The organism is Hyunsoonleella ulvae, from assembly GCF_016827605.1.
Taxonomy (GTDB): domain Bacteria; phylum Bacteroidota; class Bacteroidia; order Flavobacteriales; family Flavobacteriaceae; genus Jejuia; species Jejuia ulvae.
In genome coordinates this window covers 95599-113588 of the sequence record NZ_JAEPJQ010000004.1, presented here as the reverse complement: position 1 = coordinate 113588, position 17990 = coordinate 95599, and the positions used below count along the sequence as shown (strand labels likewise).

Annotated in this window: 15 protein-coding genes; 9 read left to right on the top strand and 6 right to left on the bottom strand. The window is 34.5% G+C overall.

Annotation, left to right across the window (positions count from 1 at the left end; genetic code table 11):
• Positions 1 to 142: 142 nt before the first annotated feature.
• From JS605_RS11720 to htpG, 4 genes are all read right to left on the bottom strand, one after another.
• On the bottom strand, positions 143 to 535 hold the full coding sequence (locus JS605_RS11720) for a hypothetical protein (RefSeq protein ID WP_203257916.1): 393 nt from the start codon (positions 533 to 535) through the stop codon (positions 143 to 145).
• Positions 536 to 795: 260 nt separating this feature from the next.
• On the bottom strand, positions 796 to 1950 hold the full coding sequence (locus JS605_RS11715) for an iron-containing alcohol dehydrogenase (RefSeq protein ID WP_203257915.1): 1155 nt from the start codon (positions 1948 to 1950) through the stop codon (positions 796 to 798).
• A gap of 164 nt (positions 1951 to 2114) precedes the next feature.
• Positions 2115 to 2942, bottom strand: a complete 828-nt coding sequence (locus JS605_RS17695; protein ID WP_203257914.1) for an FKBP-type peptidyl-prolyl cis-trans isomerase — start codon at positions 2940 to 2942, stop codon at positions 2115 to 2117.
• Between the two features lie 154 nt (positions 2943 to 3096).
• Complete coding sequence (gene htpG, locus JS605_RS11705; RefSeq protein ID WP_203257913.1) at positions 3097 to 5007, bottom strand: molecular chaperone HtpG; 1911 nt, start codon at positions 5005 to 5007, stop codon at positions 3097 to 3099.
• Positions 5008 to 5175: 168 nt separating this feature from the next.
• Here htpG and JS605_RS11700 point away from each other — a divergent pair, with 168 nt between their 5' ends.
• Positions 5176 to 6183: a 3-oxoacyl-ACP synthase III family protein gene (locus JS605_RS11700; RefSeq protein ID WP_203257912.1), complete on the top strand. Its 1008-nt coding sequence runs from the start codon at positions 5176 to 5178 to the stop codon at positions 6181 to 6183.
• Positions 6184 to 6716: 533 nt separating this feature from the next.
• Here the strand turns inward: JS605_RS11700 and JS605_RS11695 are convergent.
• Positions 6717 to 9206 (bottom strand): TonB-dependent receptor domain-containing protein, encoded by a 2490-nt coding sequence (locus tag JS605_RS11695; RefSeq protein ID WP_203257911.1) that lies wholly within the window; start codon positions 9204 to 9206, stop codon positions 6717 to 6719.
• Between the two features lie 101 nt (positions 9207 to 9307).
• On the opposite strand from JS605_RS11695, the gene JS605_RS11690 reads away from it, so the two are divergent.
• Positions 9308 to 9673 (top strand): CoA-binding protein, encoded by a 366-nt coding sequence (locus JS605_RS11690; protein ID WP_203257910.1) that lies wholly within the window; start codon positions 9308 to 9310, stop codon positions 9671 to 9673.
• On the opposite strand, the gene JS605_RS11685 is transcribed toward JS605_RS11690, so the two are convergent.
• Positions 9644 to 11092, bottom strand: a complete 1449-nt coding sequence (locus JS605_RS11685) for a sodium:solute symporter (protein WP_203257909.1) — start codon at positions 11090 to 11092, stop codon at positions 9644 to 9646. The genes JS605_RS11690 and JS605_RS11685 overlap by 30 nt on opposite strands.
• A 124-nt stretch (positions 11093 to 11216) precedes the next feature.
• Here JS605_RS11685 and recR point away from each other — a divergent pair, with 124 nt between their 5' ends.
• The 7 genes from recR (at position 11217) to JS605_RS11650 (ending at position 17785) form a co-directional block, all read left to right on the top strand.
• Positions 11217 to 11834, top strand: a complete 618-nt coding sequence (gene recR, locus JS605_RS11680) for a recombination mediator RecR (protein ID WP_203257908.1) — start codon at positions 11217 to 11219, stop codon at positions 11832 to 11834.
• A 10-nt stretch (positions 11835 to 11844) separates the two neighbouring features.
• Positions 11845 to 12939, top strand: coding sequence for a glycosyltransferase family 2 protein (locus JS605_RS11675; RefSeq protein WP_203257907.1), 1095 nt, complete (start codon positions 11845 to 11847; stop codon positions 12937 to 12939).
• Between the two features lie 88 nt (positions 12940 to 13027).
• Entirely contained in the window at positions 13028 to 14353 is a 1326-nt protein-coding gene (locus JS605_RS11670; protein ID WP_203257906.1) for a dihydrolipoamide acetyltransferase family protein, read from the top strand.
• 90 nt (positions 14354 to 14443) lie between these two features.
• On the top strand, positions 14444 to 15217 hold the full coding sequence (locus JS605_RS11665) for a 3'-5' exonuclease (protein WP_203257905.1): 774 nt from the start codon (positions 14444 to 14446) through the stop codon (positions 15215 to 15217).
• A gap of 360 nt (positions 15218 to 15577) precedes the next feature.
• Entirely contained in the window at positions 15578 to 16189 is a 612-nt protein-coding gene (locus JS605_RS11660) for a fumarylacetoacetate hydrolase family protein (protein ID WP_203257904.1), read from the top strand.
• A gap of 1 nt (position 16190) precedes the next feature.
• A complete protein-coding gene (locus tag JS605_RS11655; RefSeq protein WP_203257903.1) occupies positions 16191 to 16532 on the top strand; it encodes an Hpt domain-containing protein in 342 nt (113 codons plus the stop codon).
• Positions 16533 to 16534: 2 nt separating this feature from the next.
• A complete protein-coding gene (locus JS605_RS11650) occupies positions 16535 to 17785 on the top strand; it encodes a competence/damage-inducible protein A (protein ID WP_203257902.1) in 1251 nt (416 codons plus the stop codon).
• The last annotated feature ends 205 nt before the right edge of the window (positions 17786 to 17990 follow it).

Sequence of the window (17990 nt, the reverse complement as noted above, 5' to 3'; positions counted from 1 at the left end):
TTAAACTTACATGCAAAAGTAGGAGCGCTTGTGACGAATTATGTCAGGGGTGTTTTTTAGTTTTTATTTTTTAACTCGTTTTATACTTTTCGTATTGGTACTGGCCCTTTAAAATGAAGTGTAGCTAAAAAATATGCCAAACTTATTTATTAAAAAGAGCTTTTATATCTGGTTTGGTTAGTTCTATTAATGTGAATACTCCTAGTAGGATTCCAAGAATACCTGTGAGGCAATTTACTATGGCTAGGCCAAAAATAAAATTGTAGTTTTTTTGTTCTTTTATATATTTTGATGCCATTAAATTTAAGATCCCGAGAACAATACAAAATAAAATACCTATACCACCAATAATTGTAAATATCCATCCAAAATTAAATGGCAGTTCGGTATCCTGTTGTGAATGTTCAATAACTTGGTTAAAGAAAAAACCCATGCCGGCGTAAAGCATAAAAAATAAAGAAAAACACATGGTTAGAATACCTTTGATGAGGTATAAGATTCTAAATGTATTGAGGTTGTTAGGTTTGGTTTGCATTTTAATTTGTATTAAGTTTTTGGTTGTACTCTTTATTGCGTTTTAATCCGTTTTTTTGACTAGTTATTATAAGATCAAATAACTTCCGTCAGCTTATATAGCATATATATCTTTTCAATACTTATGCTTGACGGTACCTGTTTGACAGCTGACAATAACGAAGGTAGCCGAAAATTTTTGCAAAATCAACAATACACAAAAGAACCACTCTGTTTTTCTCAGAGTGGTTCTTTGATGCTAATTTTATTCTATAGTAAGCCTTACATAGCTGCTTTGTAAATAGCAATGGTATCTTGTAAAGTTACATCTCTTGGGTTACCCCCTGTACACACATCGGCTAAAGCATTATGGGCCATTTCTTTAAAATCTTTTTCTTGAACACCTAGCTCTTTTAAACCAGAAGGGATGCCAACAGATTTTGATAAGGTTTTAATTGCTGTTATGGCTGCATTGGCACCTTCTGCATCACTCATCTCTGAAACATCTACTCCCATAGCTTTTGCAACATTTTTTAGTTTATGGGCACAAGAAGGAATATTAAATTGTTCTACATGTGGTAGTAAAATGGCATTGGCCACTCCGTGTGGTAAGTTATACATACCACCTAATTGATGTGCCATGGAGTGTACATACCCCAAACCTGCATTAGAAAATGCTTGCCCTGCAATAAATTGTCCCCAGGCCATTTTACTTCTAGCTTCAAGATCTTCGCCATCTGCCACAGCTTTTTCTAAGCTCTCTGAAATTAGCTTAATGGCTTCTAGGGCTAGAGTGTCAGACCATTCAAAAGCACCTTTGGTAATATATGTTTCTATAGCATGTGTTAAGGCATCCATACCTGTAGCAGCTGTTAAATCGGCAGGTTTGCCTATCATCAATTTAGGGTCGTTAACGGCTATTTTAACCAAACAGTTTTTGTCTACCATAACCATTTTTATATGGCGCTTCTCATCTGTAATTACATAGTTTATGGTAACTTCACTTGCAGTACCTGCTGTGGTATTAATGGCGATAATGGGTAAGGATGCATGCTGAGACAAATGTATACCTTCATAATCTTCAATATTTCCGCCGTTTGTAGCTAGAATACCAATAGCTTTACCGCAATCTTGTGGAGATCCACCTCCTAAGGTTAGTATAAAATCACAATCGTGTTTTTTTAATAATTCTAAACCACCATTAACATTTTTAATTGTTGGGTTTGGATCTACATCATCAAATAAAACGGTTTTAATATTAGCCGATGCAATAACATCCAGTACTTTTTCAGCTACTCCTAACTTAACAAGTACTTTATCAGTAACAAAAAGTGCCTTTTTATAAGGCAGTGTTTTTAATTCTTCTCCTAAATCTTCTAACGCACCGGGACCTATTAAGCTAAGAGGTGGTAAATATATTCTACGATTTTGTAACATTTGTATATTATTTATATGGTTAAACCAAATATTTGCATGTACAAATGACCAAATTTCCCCTCTTAATTTTTATGATTTTTGTCATTTTGTTTAAAAGAAGAAATAAAAAAACCACTTTGTTGCAACAAAGTGGTTTTACGTATAGTCTAAAAACGTAGTGTTGTTTAGTTGATTTTTATGAGTTCAACATCAAAAATTACTACTGCACCACCTGGTATCCCAGAAGTTCCATTATTACCATATGCTAAATGTGCTGGAATATAGAAAGTAGCACTGCCTTCTTCATTTAGGTGGGTCATTCCTTCTGAAAACCCTGCAATTAAAGCATTTAAATTAAAGTTTACTTCTTCTGCGCTTTCATCAAAAATAGCCTCATTTAAAAAATATCCAGTGTAAGTTACAGTTACATTATCTGCTGTAGTGGGTTTATTGCCAGTCCCTTCAGTATGTATCACATAGTGTAAACCAGTTTCTGTTTTTTGGGTGGTAATATTATTTTCTGTTATGTACGCCTGAATTTGTTCTTCATTTTCAGTCTTATAATTCACATAAATTAGTTCTATATCAAAAATAAGAACAGAGCCACCAGGGATGTCTCTATAGTCGTTACTGCCATAAGCTAAGTGAGAAGGGATTAATAATTTTCCACTGCCACCTTCTTTAAAATAAGAAATACCTTCAACCCATCCAATAATCACATTTTGTAAATTAAAAGATAAGCCCTCTGCATCACTTTCATCAAAAACATCTCCGTTAGTATAATAGCCTTTATACACTACTTTAACTCTATCTGTTGGAATTGGACTTTCTCCAGTACCAGGGTTGTCTATAACATAATATAGCCCAGTACTACTTTTTTGAGCGTTTAAATTATTACTCTCAATAAAAGCTTGAATCTCTTGATCGTTTTCTTCTCTAAAATCTTTGACACTATCATCATTAGAGCATGATGAAAGTATTAAAAAGGCAAATAAAATAGGTAAATACTTCATAGTTTAGTTTTAAGTTCAAAAATATAAAAGTCGTAAAATTAATCCCTAATTTTTCTGTCAAAATTATGCGGTTTTTATTTTAACGAAAAAACCACCTTGAGTAAACAAAGTGGTTTTTAAATTTATAGTGGTTGCTGAATCTTCAGCGCATCAACTATTTTATCATATCGTAGCTACGCTTAATAAAGTTAGTTAATTCTTCTCCCTTTAATAAGCCTTGAGATAATCTTGCCAAATCTAAGCTTTGGTTAATTAAACGCTCTTGTTTCTTTTTGGTTTTGGTATTTAGTATTTCCCCAACCAAATCAGAGTTTGTATTTACAATTAAATTGTACATTTCTGGCATATTGCCCATGCCAAACATACCGCCACCACCTGTTTGTTGCATCTCTTTCATACGGCGCATAAACTCGGGTTGTGTAATAATAAATGGGTTTGCGTTACTATCCATAGCTTCTAATTGTACCATGAATTTTTCAGAAGGAATAACCTCTTTTAACAACTCATCTAAAGTTTTCTTTTGGTCTTCATCTAACTTAGAAATTTTGGTGTCGTCTTTCTTGATTAAGTTATCAATATGGTCGCCATCTACACGTGCAAAAGAAATCTTCTCTTTACTTGTTTCTAATTTTTGTATCAAGTGCGAGACTATAGGGGAATCTAATAACAATACCTCATAGTCTTTAGCTTTGGCAGCTTCAATATAACTATGTTGTGCATCTTTATCAGAAGCGTAAAGAATTACTAGCTTATCATCTTTATCGGTTTGGTTTGCTTTTATCTTATTATACAATTCTTGATAGGTGTAATACTTACCATCAACTGTTGGATATAAGGCAAAGGCATCTGCTTTTTCAAAGAATTTTTCTTCAGAAAGCATACCATATTCAATCACGATTTTGATATCGTTCCATTTAGATTCAAAATCCTCACGGTTATTATTGAATAGTGACTTTAACTTATCAGCAACTTTTCTTGTAATGTAAGACGAAATCTTCTTTACTGCGCCATCAGCCTGTAGATATGAACGTGATACGTTTAACGGGATATCTGGAGAATCAATCACACCACGAAGCATTGTTAAAAATTCAGGAACAATTCCCTCAACGTTATCAGTAACAAACACTTGGTTTTGATACAGTTGAATTTTGTCTTTCTGAATTTGCATATCGTTGCTCAGCTTAGGGAAGTATAAAATACCTGTTAAGTTGAATGGATAATCTACATTTAAATGGATGTTGAATAACGGTTCTTCAAATTGCATAGGATACAATTCTCTGTAGAAACCACTGTAATCTTCATCTTTTAATTCAGATGGCTGCTTTGTCCAGGCAGGATTAGGATTGTTGATAATATCATCAACTGTAATCTGGCGATGCGGTTCGGTAGTTTCTTTACCGTCTTTATCTTTTGTAGTTTTTGGCTCGTGCTCTGGGTCGTTTATTTCCTTAGTTCCAAATTTAATAGGAATAGGCATAAACTTGTTATACTTATTCAATAAATCTCGAATACGAGACTCTTCTAAGAATTCGGTAGAGTCTTCAGCAATATGAAGAATGATTTCAGTACCTCTTTCGGTTTTTTCTGCAGGTTCTAAAGTAAATTCAGGAGAACCATCGCAAGTCCAATGTGCCGCAGGTTCTTCCTTGAATGATTTGGTAATAATTTCAACTTTATCTGCTACCATAAATGCAGAGTAGAATCCCAAACCAAAATGCCCAATAATACCAGCATCTTTAGCAGAATCTTTGTATTTGTCTAGGAATTCCTCAGCGCCAGAAAATGCTACTTGGTTAATGTATTTCTCAACCTCTTCGGCTGTCATACCTAAACCTTGATCAATAATATGTAATTTTTTATTGTCTTTATCAATTTTAACCTCAATTTGTGGGTTGCCATATTCAACCTTGGCTTCTCCAACATTGGTTAGGTGTTTTAACTTCAAAGTAGCGTCTGTAGCATTACTGATAAGCTCACGTAAAAATATTTCGTGATCGCTGTATAAGAACTTTTTAATTAACGGAAAGATATTTTCTACCGATACATTAATGTTTCCTTTTGTCATGATATATGTAGTTTAATCAAATTTTATATTCGATTCTGTTAATGACAAAAAAAATACCAAGAGTAAAAATATGACAACTTGACACAGCTTTTTCTTTAGGCTTTAGTTTTTGGAGTTTGAAATTTGACCATTATTTTTTCGTATTTTGGTTAAACAAAATTTGCAGATATGTATAACTCTAGAATAATTGGCCTTGGTAAATATGTGCCTGATAATATTATTACAAACGATGACTTGTCTAAAATGATGGACACCAACGATGCATGGATACAAGAGCGTACGGGTATACAAGAGCGTAGATGGATAAAAGAAGGTTCGGGCGACACATCTGCAGTAATGGGAGCCAAAGCAGCAAGAATCGCTATAGAACGCGCAGGGTTAACCAAGGATGATATTGATTTTATTGTGTTTGCAACATTAAGTCCCGATTATTACTTCCCGGGTTGTGGGGTGCAAATTCAAGACATATTAGACATGCCAACGGTTGGTGCTTTGGATATAAGAAACCAGTGTTCTGGTTTTATTTATGCTGTATCTGTAGCAGACCAATTTATTAAAACTGGTATGTATAACAATATTCTGGTAATAGGTGCAGAATACCATTCTGGAGGATTGGATAAATCTACTCGCGGACGAAGCGTGTCTGTTATTTTTGGAGATGGTGCAGGTGCCGCTGTAATGACCAGAACTGAAGATAATACAATAGGTGTGCTGTCATCCCATTTGCATTCTGAAGGGAAACATGCTGAGGAGTTAGTAGTGGAAGGGCCAAGTATAAGGCATTGGGTGCCAGAAATTTTAGAGGCGAATAACGAGGAAGATACGTCGTATTACCCATATATGAACGGACAGTTTGTGTTTAAACATGCTGTGGTTAGATTTAGTGAAGCCATAGTAGAAGGGTTAACGGCCAATAATCTACAAAAAGAGGATATAGATATGTTGATTCCGCATCAAGCAAATTTGAGAATATCCCAATTTATACAGAAGAAGTTTGGTTTAAGGGATGACCAAGTGTTTAATAACATTCAAAAATATGGTAACACCACAGCAGCATCAGTAATTATAGCTTTAACCGAGGCTTGGGAGGAAGGTAAGATTAACGATGGCGATACAGTGGTGCTTGCTGCTTTTGGTAGTGGGTTTACCTGGGGAAGTGTTATTATGAAGTGGTAACTTTAATAAAATAATAACGATGTGGTTGGTGGTAGATTAAATATCAAACTTCTGTTACTGACGATCTTAAGAAACAAAAATCCGAAACCAATGCATGATAGCGGAGTTTCGGATTTTTTAATGCTATTATCAGCTAGTTTCAATTAACACAAATTTTGAAAAGACAAGCTCTTATAGCTTAGTTAGATGATGATAATAGCAAAATAATGCTGTTACGTTGGGGTGTGCCCATCTATTTTAATACGAAAACAAAACTCGAAATTTCATGAATTTCGAGTTTGAATGTGTCCAAAGACACTAACCGTTTTAATGATTTTTTTTAAAAGCGACTAACTCAAATAATTACTAAATACGGTTTTTGGTTACTATGTAACGTGTTGGGATTGTGATTATTGTGATGGTATTGAAATTTTAACATTTTTAACAATGCTATTAATACAAACAAACCCCCAAAGTTTAAGCTTTGGGGGTTCTATTTAATAATCTAAAGATAACACTAACCATCAACTATTATTAGATTATTAAAATACTATTTATAGGAAGCCTCCACTACCTTGTTTTGTGTTATTATCTCTTTGTTTTCTGCGTAAAGCACGGTACTTGCCACCTCCAAACCTATAAGAAAAAGCAATGTTCCAAGTATTGCTTTCCCAATTAAACTGTCCAATACCAGGGTAAGGAGTTCTGGCTTTAAACTCAAAATTCATGGTATTAAAAATATCGCTGTAATTAAAGCTTAGTGTGGCACGCTGTTGTTCTAGGAACGAATAACGCATTCCAGTGTTAAGCATAAACATAGGTTCTCTTGTAAATTGTATGCCTTTCTCTTTGCCACGATACATGGTAAACAAAGAAAAACTTAACTTTTTAGAGGCTTTAAAGTTGTTAAAGAGTCTTAAATTCCACACCACATTATCAACTTTTGTGTTTTGTGTAATGATATCTGCTTCAGTAGCATTTGTTAAATCGTCGGTATCTATTATTTCTGTAATCCCTCTTTGCTCTTGCGAGTATAAATCGAAACTCCCGTTTAAACTCCACCATTTTGTAGGTCTATAATTGCTAGACAGTTCTACACCATAAGCTGTGGTATTGTCAAAATTACCAAAAGTTAAAATAGCATTTCCTGCTGGAATATTGTTTCTGTCAATGCGTACAAAACGGTTAATATTATCTTCAATTAATCTAAAAAATATACCTCCGGTTACACTTCCCTTTTTTAATTTACGTGTGTAATTCAGCTCAATTGAGTTTGTAAATTGTGGTAGTAATTCTGGGTTTCCAAATGAAGAAACTCTTGGTGTGGCCCATTCTCTTATGGGGTTTACTTGTTGCAAGCCTGGTCTGTCTACACGTCGGCTAGCACTAAATTGATAAGTGTTTTTATCCGAAGCTTTGTAACTTGCAAAAATAGAAGGATACACTTGAAAATAATCATTTTCAAAAGGAATAGATGCTATTGTATTGTCAGCAAAAAATTGAAGTGCGTCAGCATCTTCCAATACCTGTTCAAATCTTGCACCTATTTGGTAGTTCCATTTTTCGTTTATAGTTTTTCCATAGGTAAAATATGCAGAGAAAATATCTCTGTTGTATTCAAAATCAGTACTGGGGGTTTGGATAATGTTGCCCTGATCATCAAAGGTTTGACCTGTAGAACTATAATCCACATCAGAATTAAAGAAGCGCGCTTCTAAGCCAGCTTCAAGTTTAGATGTTTCATTTAGGGGCTTAACGTAATCTACATTAATAAACGTCTGGTCTCTTTTGGTGTCTACCATATCAACATAATTAGGAGGAAAGCTAAAGTTTCTAAAGTTGAAATTTGCTATTTCATCGTTTTCAAAATTATTATGGTCTATCTCAATATCTAAAGTTTCGTTTTCTTCTTCGTTAAAAACATGCTTATAAGCTAGGTTGTATTGGCTCGATATGTTATCTGTTATATTACTAAATAATTGAGCCTGATTAATAGGGCCGGGAAATGTGATAAAGGTGTCTCCAAAACCATTACCGTTAAAGGTGTTTTGGTTGGTAAATATTGAAATAGTGTTTTTGTCATTCATATAAAAATCTACACCAAACTTGTAAAGATGCGACTCATTATCATTCCCGAATTTGAAATCTTGTCGAGAATCATCATCAAGTCTATTTATATTTCCAAAATTATCATACTTGCCAATATTGTTACCATAATTCCCATAGAAATTGAATTTTCCGTTACGGTAATTCATATCAATAGAACTGTTGAATTTTGCAAAAATCTCTTTGGTAACACCAACATTTAAATTTCCGTTAAAGCCTATTTGTGTGTTTTTATGTAGTTTAATATTGATGATGCCACTCATGCCCTCAGGGTTATATTTTGCAGAAGGATTAGTGATAAGCTCGATAGATTTAATAGATGTGGAAGGGATTTGGCGAAGAAGTTGAGCAACAGGCACATTACTTAATTTGCCGTCTACCATAACACGTACATTTTCGTTACCTCTTAGGCTTATGTTGCCAGTTTGTTGGTCTACATTTACCGAAGGTAAATTATTCATGATATCACTTGCCGTAGGACCAGCAGTTGTTAAATCTTTACCTACTGTAATTACCTTTCGGTCAACTTTTTGCTGTATGGTAGAAACTTCGGCAACTACTGTAACTGCCTCTAAGTCTTCGAGTTCTTCTTCAAGATAAACATTGCCTATATCAACTTTATAATTCCCTCTTTTTAGGGTAACGTTTTTGTTGTAAGTTTTGTAGCCTATATACTGTATGCTTACAGTAACGTTACCTTCCTCAATTTTTTCAATTTTAAAAGAACCATCGTCTAAAGTAATACCTCCGGTTAAGGTCGTTCCTTTGGTATCTTTAATGATGACGTTTACATAAGGTAAGGGTTGTTTTAATTTTGCGTCTAAAACCTTACCTGAAATAATCCCCCTTTTGGCATCGTTGGGATCTGTTGGGTTTGCATGAACTGAAAGTGAAAAAAAAGCAAATAGAATGATGCTTAATGAAAAAAGATGTTTCATTTTGGATTGATTGTTTTTGATTGATGATGTTTGTGAGTAACAAATAGACGTATCATTTAGAATAATGTTACTAGTTTTAACAAAAAATTAATTTTTTTAACATGAAGGAAAGGAAAACCTTAGTATTTGGAGCCTCTTTGAAGCCCAATAGGTACTCTAATTATGCCATACAACGATTGGTAGCAAATGGAGTAGAAACTGTGGCTTTTGGGCTGAGACAAGGAGAGGTGTCAGGGATAAACATAGATACAGAGTTACTGGATTATGAAAACGTTCATACCGTCACTTTATATCTAAGTCCAAAACGACAAAAGCAGTATTACGATTATATCGTCTCTTTAAACCCGAAACGCGTTATTTTTAATCCCGGAACAGAAAACCCTGAACTGTATAAAATTTTAAAAACTCATAATATTGGCTTTGAAGCGGCTTGTACTTTAGTGTTGCTTTCTACCAATCAGTACTAAACCCAGATACATTAGCAAGCCATTGATAATTAGTATTTCAAATCCAATTTGATACCCATTTAGAAGTTCTACAGAGTATTTGTTTAGAGTATAAGACAAAGCAGGAGCTACAACAGCTATAATCCATACATATTTATCTTTAATTTGGTTTTTAGTAAAAATACCAAAGGCAAATAGTCCTAAAAGGGGTCCGTACGTATAGCCAGCAGCTTTAAATAGTTCCCAAATTACAGATACATCTTTAAAAATAATATCAAAGAGAATAATCACAAGCACTAAAATAACACTTACCAAAATATGTACGTTTTTTCTAATTTTCTTTTGAGTATTCTTAGGTTTTTTGTCTAATTCGATTATATCGATACAGAAAGACGTTGTTAAAGATGTAAGCGCAGAATCTGCGCTAGAATATGCAGCGGCTATTAAACCCAATAAAAAGAATGCTGAGGTTAGTATACCAATTTCGGGAAGCATGGCTATAGTTGGAAATAAATCGTCTTTTTTTGCCGTAACACCATGTTGGTTGGCATATTGTGTAAGTAATAAACCCAAAACTAGAAAAAGGATATTAACAAAAATTAATACAACACTAAACGATACCATATTTTTTTGAGCTTCCTTTAGATTTTTGCAGGTCAAATTTTTCTGCATCATGTCTTGATCTAACCCTGTCATTGTTATGGTTATAAACATACCTGCTAAAAAACTCTTAATGAAATATTGTGCATTATTCACATCTTCAAAAAAGAATGTTTTGCTCAAAGGACTTTGCACGACGTTTGCGTAAACCTCTGTAATACTGTTTAAGTTAAGAGCAGAAGCTAAAAACACAATGGTAACAAAAACAGATATCAGCATGAATAAGGTTTGTAATGTGTCGGTAAAGATTATAGTTTTAATACCTCCCTTAAAGGTGTATAACCAAATAAGGGCTATAGTAATGATTACGGTAATAAAAAAGGGTATTCCAAACTGATTAAACACTAATAGTTGTAATACTTTCGCGACCAAAAACAATCGAAATGCAGCACCTACAGTTCTTGAAATAAGAAACGCTATAGATCCGGTTTTATAACTGATGATACCAAATCTATCTTTTAAATAGGTGTAAATTGAAGTTAAATTGAGTTTATAGTATAAAGGTAAAAGCACGTAAGCGATAATTAAATATCCAAAAAAGTAACCTAAAACTACTTGTAGATACCCAAACTGTTTCGTTTCTACCGCACCCGGAACAGAAATAAAAGTGACCCCAGAAAGCGAAGCTCCAATCATGCCAAAAGCTACTAAATACCAAGGAGCCGATTTATTGGCCTTAAAAAAGGCTTCGTTAGAATCCTCTTTCCCTGTAAAGTAGGATATTAAAATCAACACTACAAAATAAGCTGCTATTAAAAGTAGGATTTGAGTAACACTCATAAAATTCGTTTTCAAGTTCTCAAAATACAACTATTCAAATTTAAACTCCAAACAGAATACTAGGTATTTTGATTGCAGGTTTTAAAATTAGCGAAATTGATATGTAAGTACTATTTTCGCAATCATGGAATTCTCCTCAAAGTTGTTAGAAAATGCAGTGAATGAAATCTCTCAATTACCAGGTATTGGTAAGCGTACAGCATTGCGTTTGGTGCTACATTTGTTGCGCCAGCCTAAAGAACAAACAAAAGCATTGTCTCAAGCATTACTTGATATGAGAATGCATATTAAGTTTTGTAAATCCTGTCATAATATTAGTGATGTGGAATTATGTGAAATTTGTGCCAACCCTAATCGAAATAGTCGTGAGATTTGTGTTGTTGAAGATATTAGAGATGTGATAGCTATAGAAAACACAAGTTCGTTTAAAGGGTTTTATCATGTTTTAGGAGGTAAGATTTCTCCAATAGACGGTATTGGTCCGCATGATTTAAACATTACATCTCTGGTTGCTAAAGTTAAATCAGGAGCTGTTGATGAGATTATTTTTGCATTAAGTTCTACTATGGAAGGAGATACGACTAATTTTTACATTTTTAAACAGATTAAAGAATACAACATAACTACATCTACCATTGCCAGAGGTGTTTCTGTTGGAGATGAATTGGAATATACAGATGAGGTTACACTTGGCAGAAGTATTTTGAATCGTGTACCATTTGAATCCTCTTTAAAACTATAAACTATATTTTTTGAAACTTTCCGTAGTTATATTAAATTATAATGTGCGCTACTTTTTAGAGCTCTGTTTAAAAAGTGTACAGGCCGCTACAGCTTTTATTGATGCAGAAATTATTGTGGTAGATAATGATTCTGAAGATGGTAGTTGTAAGATGATTAAGGATAAGTTTCCTGATGTTAAATTAATCGAAAATAAAGAAAACTATGGTTTTTCTAAGGGGAATAACATTGGGGTCTCCCATGCACAAGGCGAGTATATATGTATTTTAAATCCCGATACGGTAATTGCTGAAAATACTTTTGAAAAGCTACTGGAATTTAGTGGAGAAAAGAAAGGTTTGGGTGCTATTGGGTGTAAATTGATAGATGGTAGAGGCTGTTTTTTACCTGAAAGTAAGCGTAATATTCCTTATGTAAAGGCTGCGTTTAAAAAAATATTTGGAGATGCTTCAGAGTATTACGCTAATGACCTCTCTGAAGAAGAGGTGGGTAAGGTTGATGTTTTGGTAGGAGCCTTTATGTTTTTAAAGAAAGAAGCTTACACAAAAGTAGGTGGTTTTGATGAGGACTATTTTATGTATGGCGAGGATATAGATTTATCTTATAAATTGTTAAAAGCAGGTTTTCAAAATTATTATTTAGGGAGTGTAAAAGCAATCCATTTTAAAGGGGAGAGTACTTTAAGAGATAAAAATTATGCACGGAGGTTTTATGGGGCAATGCAGATATTTTACCATAAACATTTCAAGAAAAACATTTTGTTTGACCTCGTTGTGAGATTAGGGATAAGAATTGTGTATATGTTTAGGGGCACCAAGATAGAGAAAACAAAGTTTGTTAGTCAATATGCACTGATTTCCAATAAAGACAATGATAAATTAAAAGCAGTTTTATCAGGAGATACTGTTGTTAAAAATGCAATTAGCGATTTTAAAAATGAAACGGAAATTATTTTGGATGCTAATTACTTAAGCTATGCTAGTATTATAGATATTATGGATGCGAATGGGCATAGAAAATGGACTTATAAAATATTACCCAATAGTTCTAGCTTTATTGTAGGTAGCGATGATGCAATCAGTAGAGGAGAGATTATAAATTTTTGAGCTTATTATTGAGTTTAATTTAAAGAAATTGATGATTTTTAATTAATTTTGCAATCTAAATAAAAAATAAAGGCTTTAGTTTAAATAAATGGCAAAGTTTGAATTAACATTACCGAAAATGGGGGAAAGTGTTGCAGAAGCAACAATCACATCTTGGTTAAAGGATGTTGGAGATACCATTGAAATGGATGAGGCAGTATTAGAAATAGCTACTGATAAAGTGGATAGTGAAATACCCAGTGAAGTGGAGGGGGTGTTGATTGAAAAACGTTTTGAAGTTGATGATATAGTTCAAGTAGGACAAGTTATAGCAATTATTGAAACTGAAGGAGATGATATTCTTGCTGTTGAAACAACTGGAGAGCTTAAGAGCGAAGATACGCCAGCAATAGTTAGTGAGCTAACAGAACGAGTTGAAATTGCCAAAGCAGAAGTTAGCTCTAAGGTGCCAGCAATCTCGAGCAACGAGCGTTTTTATTCCCCATTGGTTAAGAATATAGCCAAACAAGAAGGTATTTCTCAAGAAGAATTGGATACCATACACGGTACAGGTAAAGGGGGTAGAGTTACCAAAAATGATATTTTAAGCTACATTGATAACAGAGGAGCAGCTCCTGCCCCGAATTTACAGGTCAAGGAAACAGTGTTGAGTCAACCTAAACCTGTTCTGCCAAAAGCTGAGCCTAAACCAGTTGTAGTGAGTGGAGCGGATGAAATAATTGAAATGACACGCATGGGAAAATTGATTTCCCAGCATATGACGAATTCTTTACACACCTCTGCTCACGTGCAAAGTTTTATTGAGGCTGATGTGACTAAAATATGGAACTGGCGGAATAAAGTAAAAGATGAGTTTGAAAAACGCGAAGGAGAGAAATTAACGTTTACGCCAATTTTTATGGAAGCAGTAGCCAAAGCGTTAAGGGATTATCCATTATTGAATATCTCTGTTGATGGAGACAAGATAATTAAGAAGAAAAACATCAATTTGGGTATGGCAACCGCCCTTGCAGATGGCAACTTGATTGTTCCTGTTATAAAAGATGCTGATCAACTAAATTTGGTTGGTATTACAAAACAAGTTAACGATTTAGCAAATAGGGCACGAAACAACCAATTACGTCCAGATGAGATTCAAGATGGTACCTACACGGTAACTAACGTAGGATCATTTGGCAGTATTATGGGGACGCCAATTATAAATCAGCCGCAAGTTGGTATTTTAGCTTTGGGGGCTATTCGCAAAGTTCCAGCTGTTATAGAAACATCAGAGGGCGATTTTATAGGTATAAGATATCGAATGTTCTTATCACATTCTTACGACCATCGTGTAGTAAACGGAGCCTTAGGCGGTATGTTTGTTAAAGCAGTGAAGGACTATTTGGAGGCTTGGGATATGCACAGGGAAGTATAGAAGAACTAAAATTATAAACGGAAACCCGACCTCTAGCGGTTGGGTTTTTATTTTTGCAACATCAATCAAGACACATAAATACAACATTTAATGCAGCTAAACCTAACAAAACCCATCTGTTTTTTTGATTTAGAAACTACTGGAATCAGTATCACTTCTGATAGAATTGTTGAAATTGCAATTTTAAAAGTATACCCTAATGGAAAAGAGGAGCGCAAAACATGGCGTGTGAATCCAGAAATGAAAATTCCCAAAGAGGTTACTGAGATACATGGGATTTCTGATGAAGATGTGGCAGACAAGCCTACCTTTAAGGAACTGGCCAAGGAGGTATATAATATGATAAAGGATTCTGACTTAGGAGGGTTTAATTCTAATAGGTTTGATATTCCACTTTTGGCAGAAGAGATGCTACGTGCCGATGTGGATTTTGATATGAAAAACAGACAAGCTATTGATGTACAAACTATTTTTCATAAAATGGAACAGCGTACATTGAGTGCTGCATATAAATTTTATTGTGATAAAAATTTAGACGATGCCCATAGTGCTGAAGCAGATACCAATGCAACTTACGAAGTTTTAAAGGCGCAAATCGCTAAGTATGATACTTTGGAGAATGATACTAAGTTTTTAGCAGAGTTTAGTTCCAGAAAGAAGTTTGCAGATTTTGCAGGGTTTATAGCTTATAATAAGAAAGGCGAGGAGTGCTTTGCGTTTGGAAAGCATAAAGGAAAACTAGTCACTGAAATACTTGAAAAAGAACCCGGTTATTTTGGGTGGTTATTAAATGCAGATTTTCCGCTGTATACAAAAAAGGTACTCACAGCTATCAAGTTACGACAGTTTAATAATAAGTTTTAGTAGGCAGTAGGCAGTAGGCAGTAGGCAGTAGGCAGTAGGCAGTAGGCAGTAAGCAGTAGGCAGTAAGCGGTAGATAGAGGATGTAATATTGGGCTATGTAGCTGAAGAAAACATAACTTTTTTAAGTATGAGTTCCCCTCCTTAAATAGGCTAGGAGCGGGTTACTAGAGCAAGAGTGGCGCGTTAGGGATTGAACGGCATGTTTGAAATCCCCGACGCAGGAGGGATTGAGTAGAGAAAGCCCGACCCCTTGTGGGTAACGCCCAAATAAAATATAATGTACTCATGAGTACAGAATTGAAAGTTTATAATTTAACGTTAAGAGTTCCTCTCCTTTGGAGAGGTTAGGAGAGGCTTGATATGAAATTAATTTGCATAGGTAGAAATTATACAGAGCATATTACTGAGTTGGAAAATGAAAAACCAACAGACCCTGTAGTGTTTCTAAAACCAGATACGGCTATTTTATTGAAAAAGCAGCCCTTTTTTATTCCTGATTTTTCTGAAGATATACATCATGAGGTAGAGGTTTTAGTAAAAATTAATAAAGTAGGTAAGCATATAGATAAGAAATTTGCACACAAATATTACGACGACATTGGACTTGGTATTGACTTTACTGCCAGAGATTTACAAAGTAAATTAAAAGCTAAAGGCTTGCCTTGGGAAAAGGCAAAAGCATTTGATGGTGCAGCTGTAGTTGGAAAATGGATGCCAAAAACAGAAATAGAAGATGTTAATAAAATTAATTTTTCTCTAAAAAAGAACGATATTATTGTACAAAAAGGAAATACTAGCCACATGCTTTGGAAAATTGATGAATTGATAGAATATGTTTCCAAATATTTCACTTTAAAGATTGGAGATATTATATTTACGGGCACGCCTGCTGGAGTTGGTAGGGTTGTTGCTAATGACAAATTAAAAGGTTTTATAGAAGACAAAGAATTATTTTCTATAACTGTTAAATAACATGGAACAACATTATAAATTATTTAGAGTAAAGGAATTAGCGGATAATGATGATGATTTTGTGATGGCACTAGCTGCTACTTTTTTAGAAGAAGTGCCAGAAGATGCTGAACGTTTAAAAAAGGCGGTTGCTGAAAAAGATTACCATACGGCCTATCAAGCAGCCCATAAAATGAAACCAACGGTAGACTTGTTTGAACTGGGAGTATTGCAAGATTTAATTGAAGTTCAAGATTGGGGGAAATTTACCAAAACTGATATGGATATTACCGATAAGTTGGAAATAGTAATTGTCGCTGTAGAAAATGCCATTGCAGAGATTAAACAAGATTTTGGATTGTAAGGATGTTAGCAGAAATCATAACCATTGGCGACGAACTTCTTATAGGTCAGGTTATAGATACCAATTCTGCATTTATTGCACAAACCCTAAATAGTATTGGAGTTTCCATTTATCAAATTACTTCAGTACAAGATGATAGGGATCATATTCTTCAAGCATTTAAAGACGCAGAAAGTAGGGTAGATATCATAATTATTACAGGTGGTCTAGGCCCAACTAAGGATGATATTACCAAAAAAACCATTGCAGAGTATTTTAATGATACGTTAATACGTGATGCAGCTGTTACCAAAAATATTGAGGAGATTTGGAAGAAATATGTACGCCAAACATTGTTGCAGATTAATAAGGATCAGGCTTTAGTGCCCTCCAAGGCTGCAGTGTTGATGAACGAACTTGGTACAGCGCCCGGCATGTGGTTGGAAAAAGGAGAGAAAACATTCGTGTCTTTACCCGGTGTGCCTTTTGAAATGAAAAAACTTTTGGTTAATAAGGTAATCCCAAAACTAAAAACCAAATACAAGTTTCCGTTTATTCTGCATAAAACTTTACTAACCTATGGTTTAGGTGAGAGTACTATAGCAAAGCGTATTGAAGCTTGGGAAGAAGCACTTCCGGAAACGGTAAAATTAGCTTATCTGCCAAAACTTGGTAGTGTGAGGTTGCGTTTATCATCTAAAGGACTTGTTGAAGATGTAGTGCGTCAAAATATTGATAGGGAGATAGAAAAGGTGTTACCTTTAATAGAGGATGCTTTTGTTGGGTTTGAAGATGAGGCACAATCGTTAGAGATGATAATTGCTAACCGACTTACGCAATTAAGAAAAACTCTAGCTATAGCAGAAAGTTGCACTGGAGGTAATGTGGCAGAACAGTTTACTCAAAATGCCGGAGCATCAGCGTACTTTAATGGAGGCGTAGTAACTTATGCTACCGAATCTAAGGTCAAGGTGTTGGGAGTCCCTAAAGATCTCATAGAAAAGCACTCGGTGGTAAGTGCGCAAGTTGTAGAGGCAATGGCCAAAAATGTTAGGGAGTTATTTAATGCCGATTATGGTTTGGCTACTACAGGAAACGCGGGACCCTCTAAAGGTGATTCTAATGCTGAGGTTGGTACTATTTTCATAGCTATAGCCACAAAAGATAAAGTGGTTTCAGAATCGTTTATGTTAGGTGCAGCTAGGAAGCGTGTTATAAAAAGAGCTGTGAATAAAGCTCTAGAAATGCTGGAAAAAGAAATTTTGAAAAATTGATGTTTTAAAAAAGCACTTCGAAACACAAAGTGTTGAGATATTCTTTTACATTGTCATTCCTGCATATGCGGGAATCTAAAATATCAGAATTTTTTAAGTTTTAAATCTTTGAAACCCTAATAGAACCATCTCGTTATAGAGGAGCTTTTTACTTCAAATAAATCTCTTTAAAAAATTCGGTATTTTAATTGCCATAATTCAAAAT

Excerpts from the sequence above, each read along its gene's own strand:
- JS605_RS11720 (WP_203257916.1), bottom strand. The coding sequence starts at position 535 with ATGCAAACCAAACCTAACAACCTCAATACATTTAGAATCTTATACCTC.
- JS605_RS11715 (WP_203257915.1), bottom strand. The coding sequence starts at position 1,950 with ATGTTACAAAATCGTAGAATATATTTACCACCTCTTAGCTTAATAGGT.
- JS605_RS17695 (WP_203257914.1), bottom strand. The coding sequence starts at position 2,942 with ATGAAGTATTTACCTATTTTATTTGCCTTTTTAATACTTTCATCATGC.
- htpG (WP_203257913.1), bottom strand. The coding sequence starts at position 5,007 with ATGACAAAAGGAAACATTAATGTATCGGTAGAAAATATCTTTCCGTTA.
- JS605_RS11700 (WP_203257912.1), top strand. The coding sequence starts at position 5,176 with ATGTATAACTCTAGAATAATTGGCCTTGGTAAATATGTGCCTGATAAT.
- JS605_RS11695 (WP_203257911.1), bottom strand. The coding sequence starts at position 9,206 with ATGAAACATCTTTTTTCATTAAGCATCATTCTATTTGCTTTTTTTTCA.
- JS605_RS11690 (WP_203257910.1), top strand. The coding sequence starts at position 9,308 with ATGAAGGAAAGGAAAACCTTAGTATTTGGAGCCTCTTTGAAGCCCAAT.
- JS605_RS11685 (WP_203257909.1), bottom strand. The coding sequence starts at position 11,092 with ATGAGTGTTACTCAAATCCTACTTTTAATAGCAGCTTATTTTGTAGTG.
- recR (WP_203257908.1), top strand. The coding sequence starts at position 11,217 with ATGGAATTCTCCTCAAAGTTGTTAGAAAATGCAGTGAATGAAATCTCT.
- JS605_RS11670 (WP_203257906.1), top strand. The coding sequence starts at position 13,028 with ATGGCAAAGTTTGAATTAACATTACCGAAAATGGGGGAAAGTGTTGCA.
- JS605_RS11665 (WP_203257905.1), top strand. The coding sequence starts at position 14,444 with ATGCAGCTAAACCTAACAAAACCCATCTGTTTTTTTGATTTAGAAACT.
- JS605_RS11660 (WP_203257904.1), top strand. The coding sequence starts at position 15,578 with ATGAAATTAATTTGCATAGGTAGAAATTATACAGAGCATATTACTGAG.
- JS605_RS11655 (WP_203257903.1), top strand. The coding sequence starts at position 16,191 with ATGGAACAACATTATAAATTATTTAGAGTAAAGGAATTAGCGGATAAT.
- JS605_RS11650 (WP_203257902.1), top strand. The coding sequence starts at position 16,535 with ATGTTAGCAGAAATCATAACCATTGGCGACGAACTTCTTATAGGTCAG.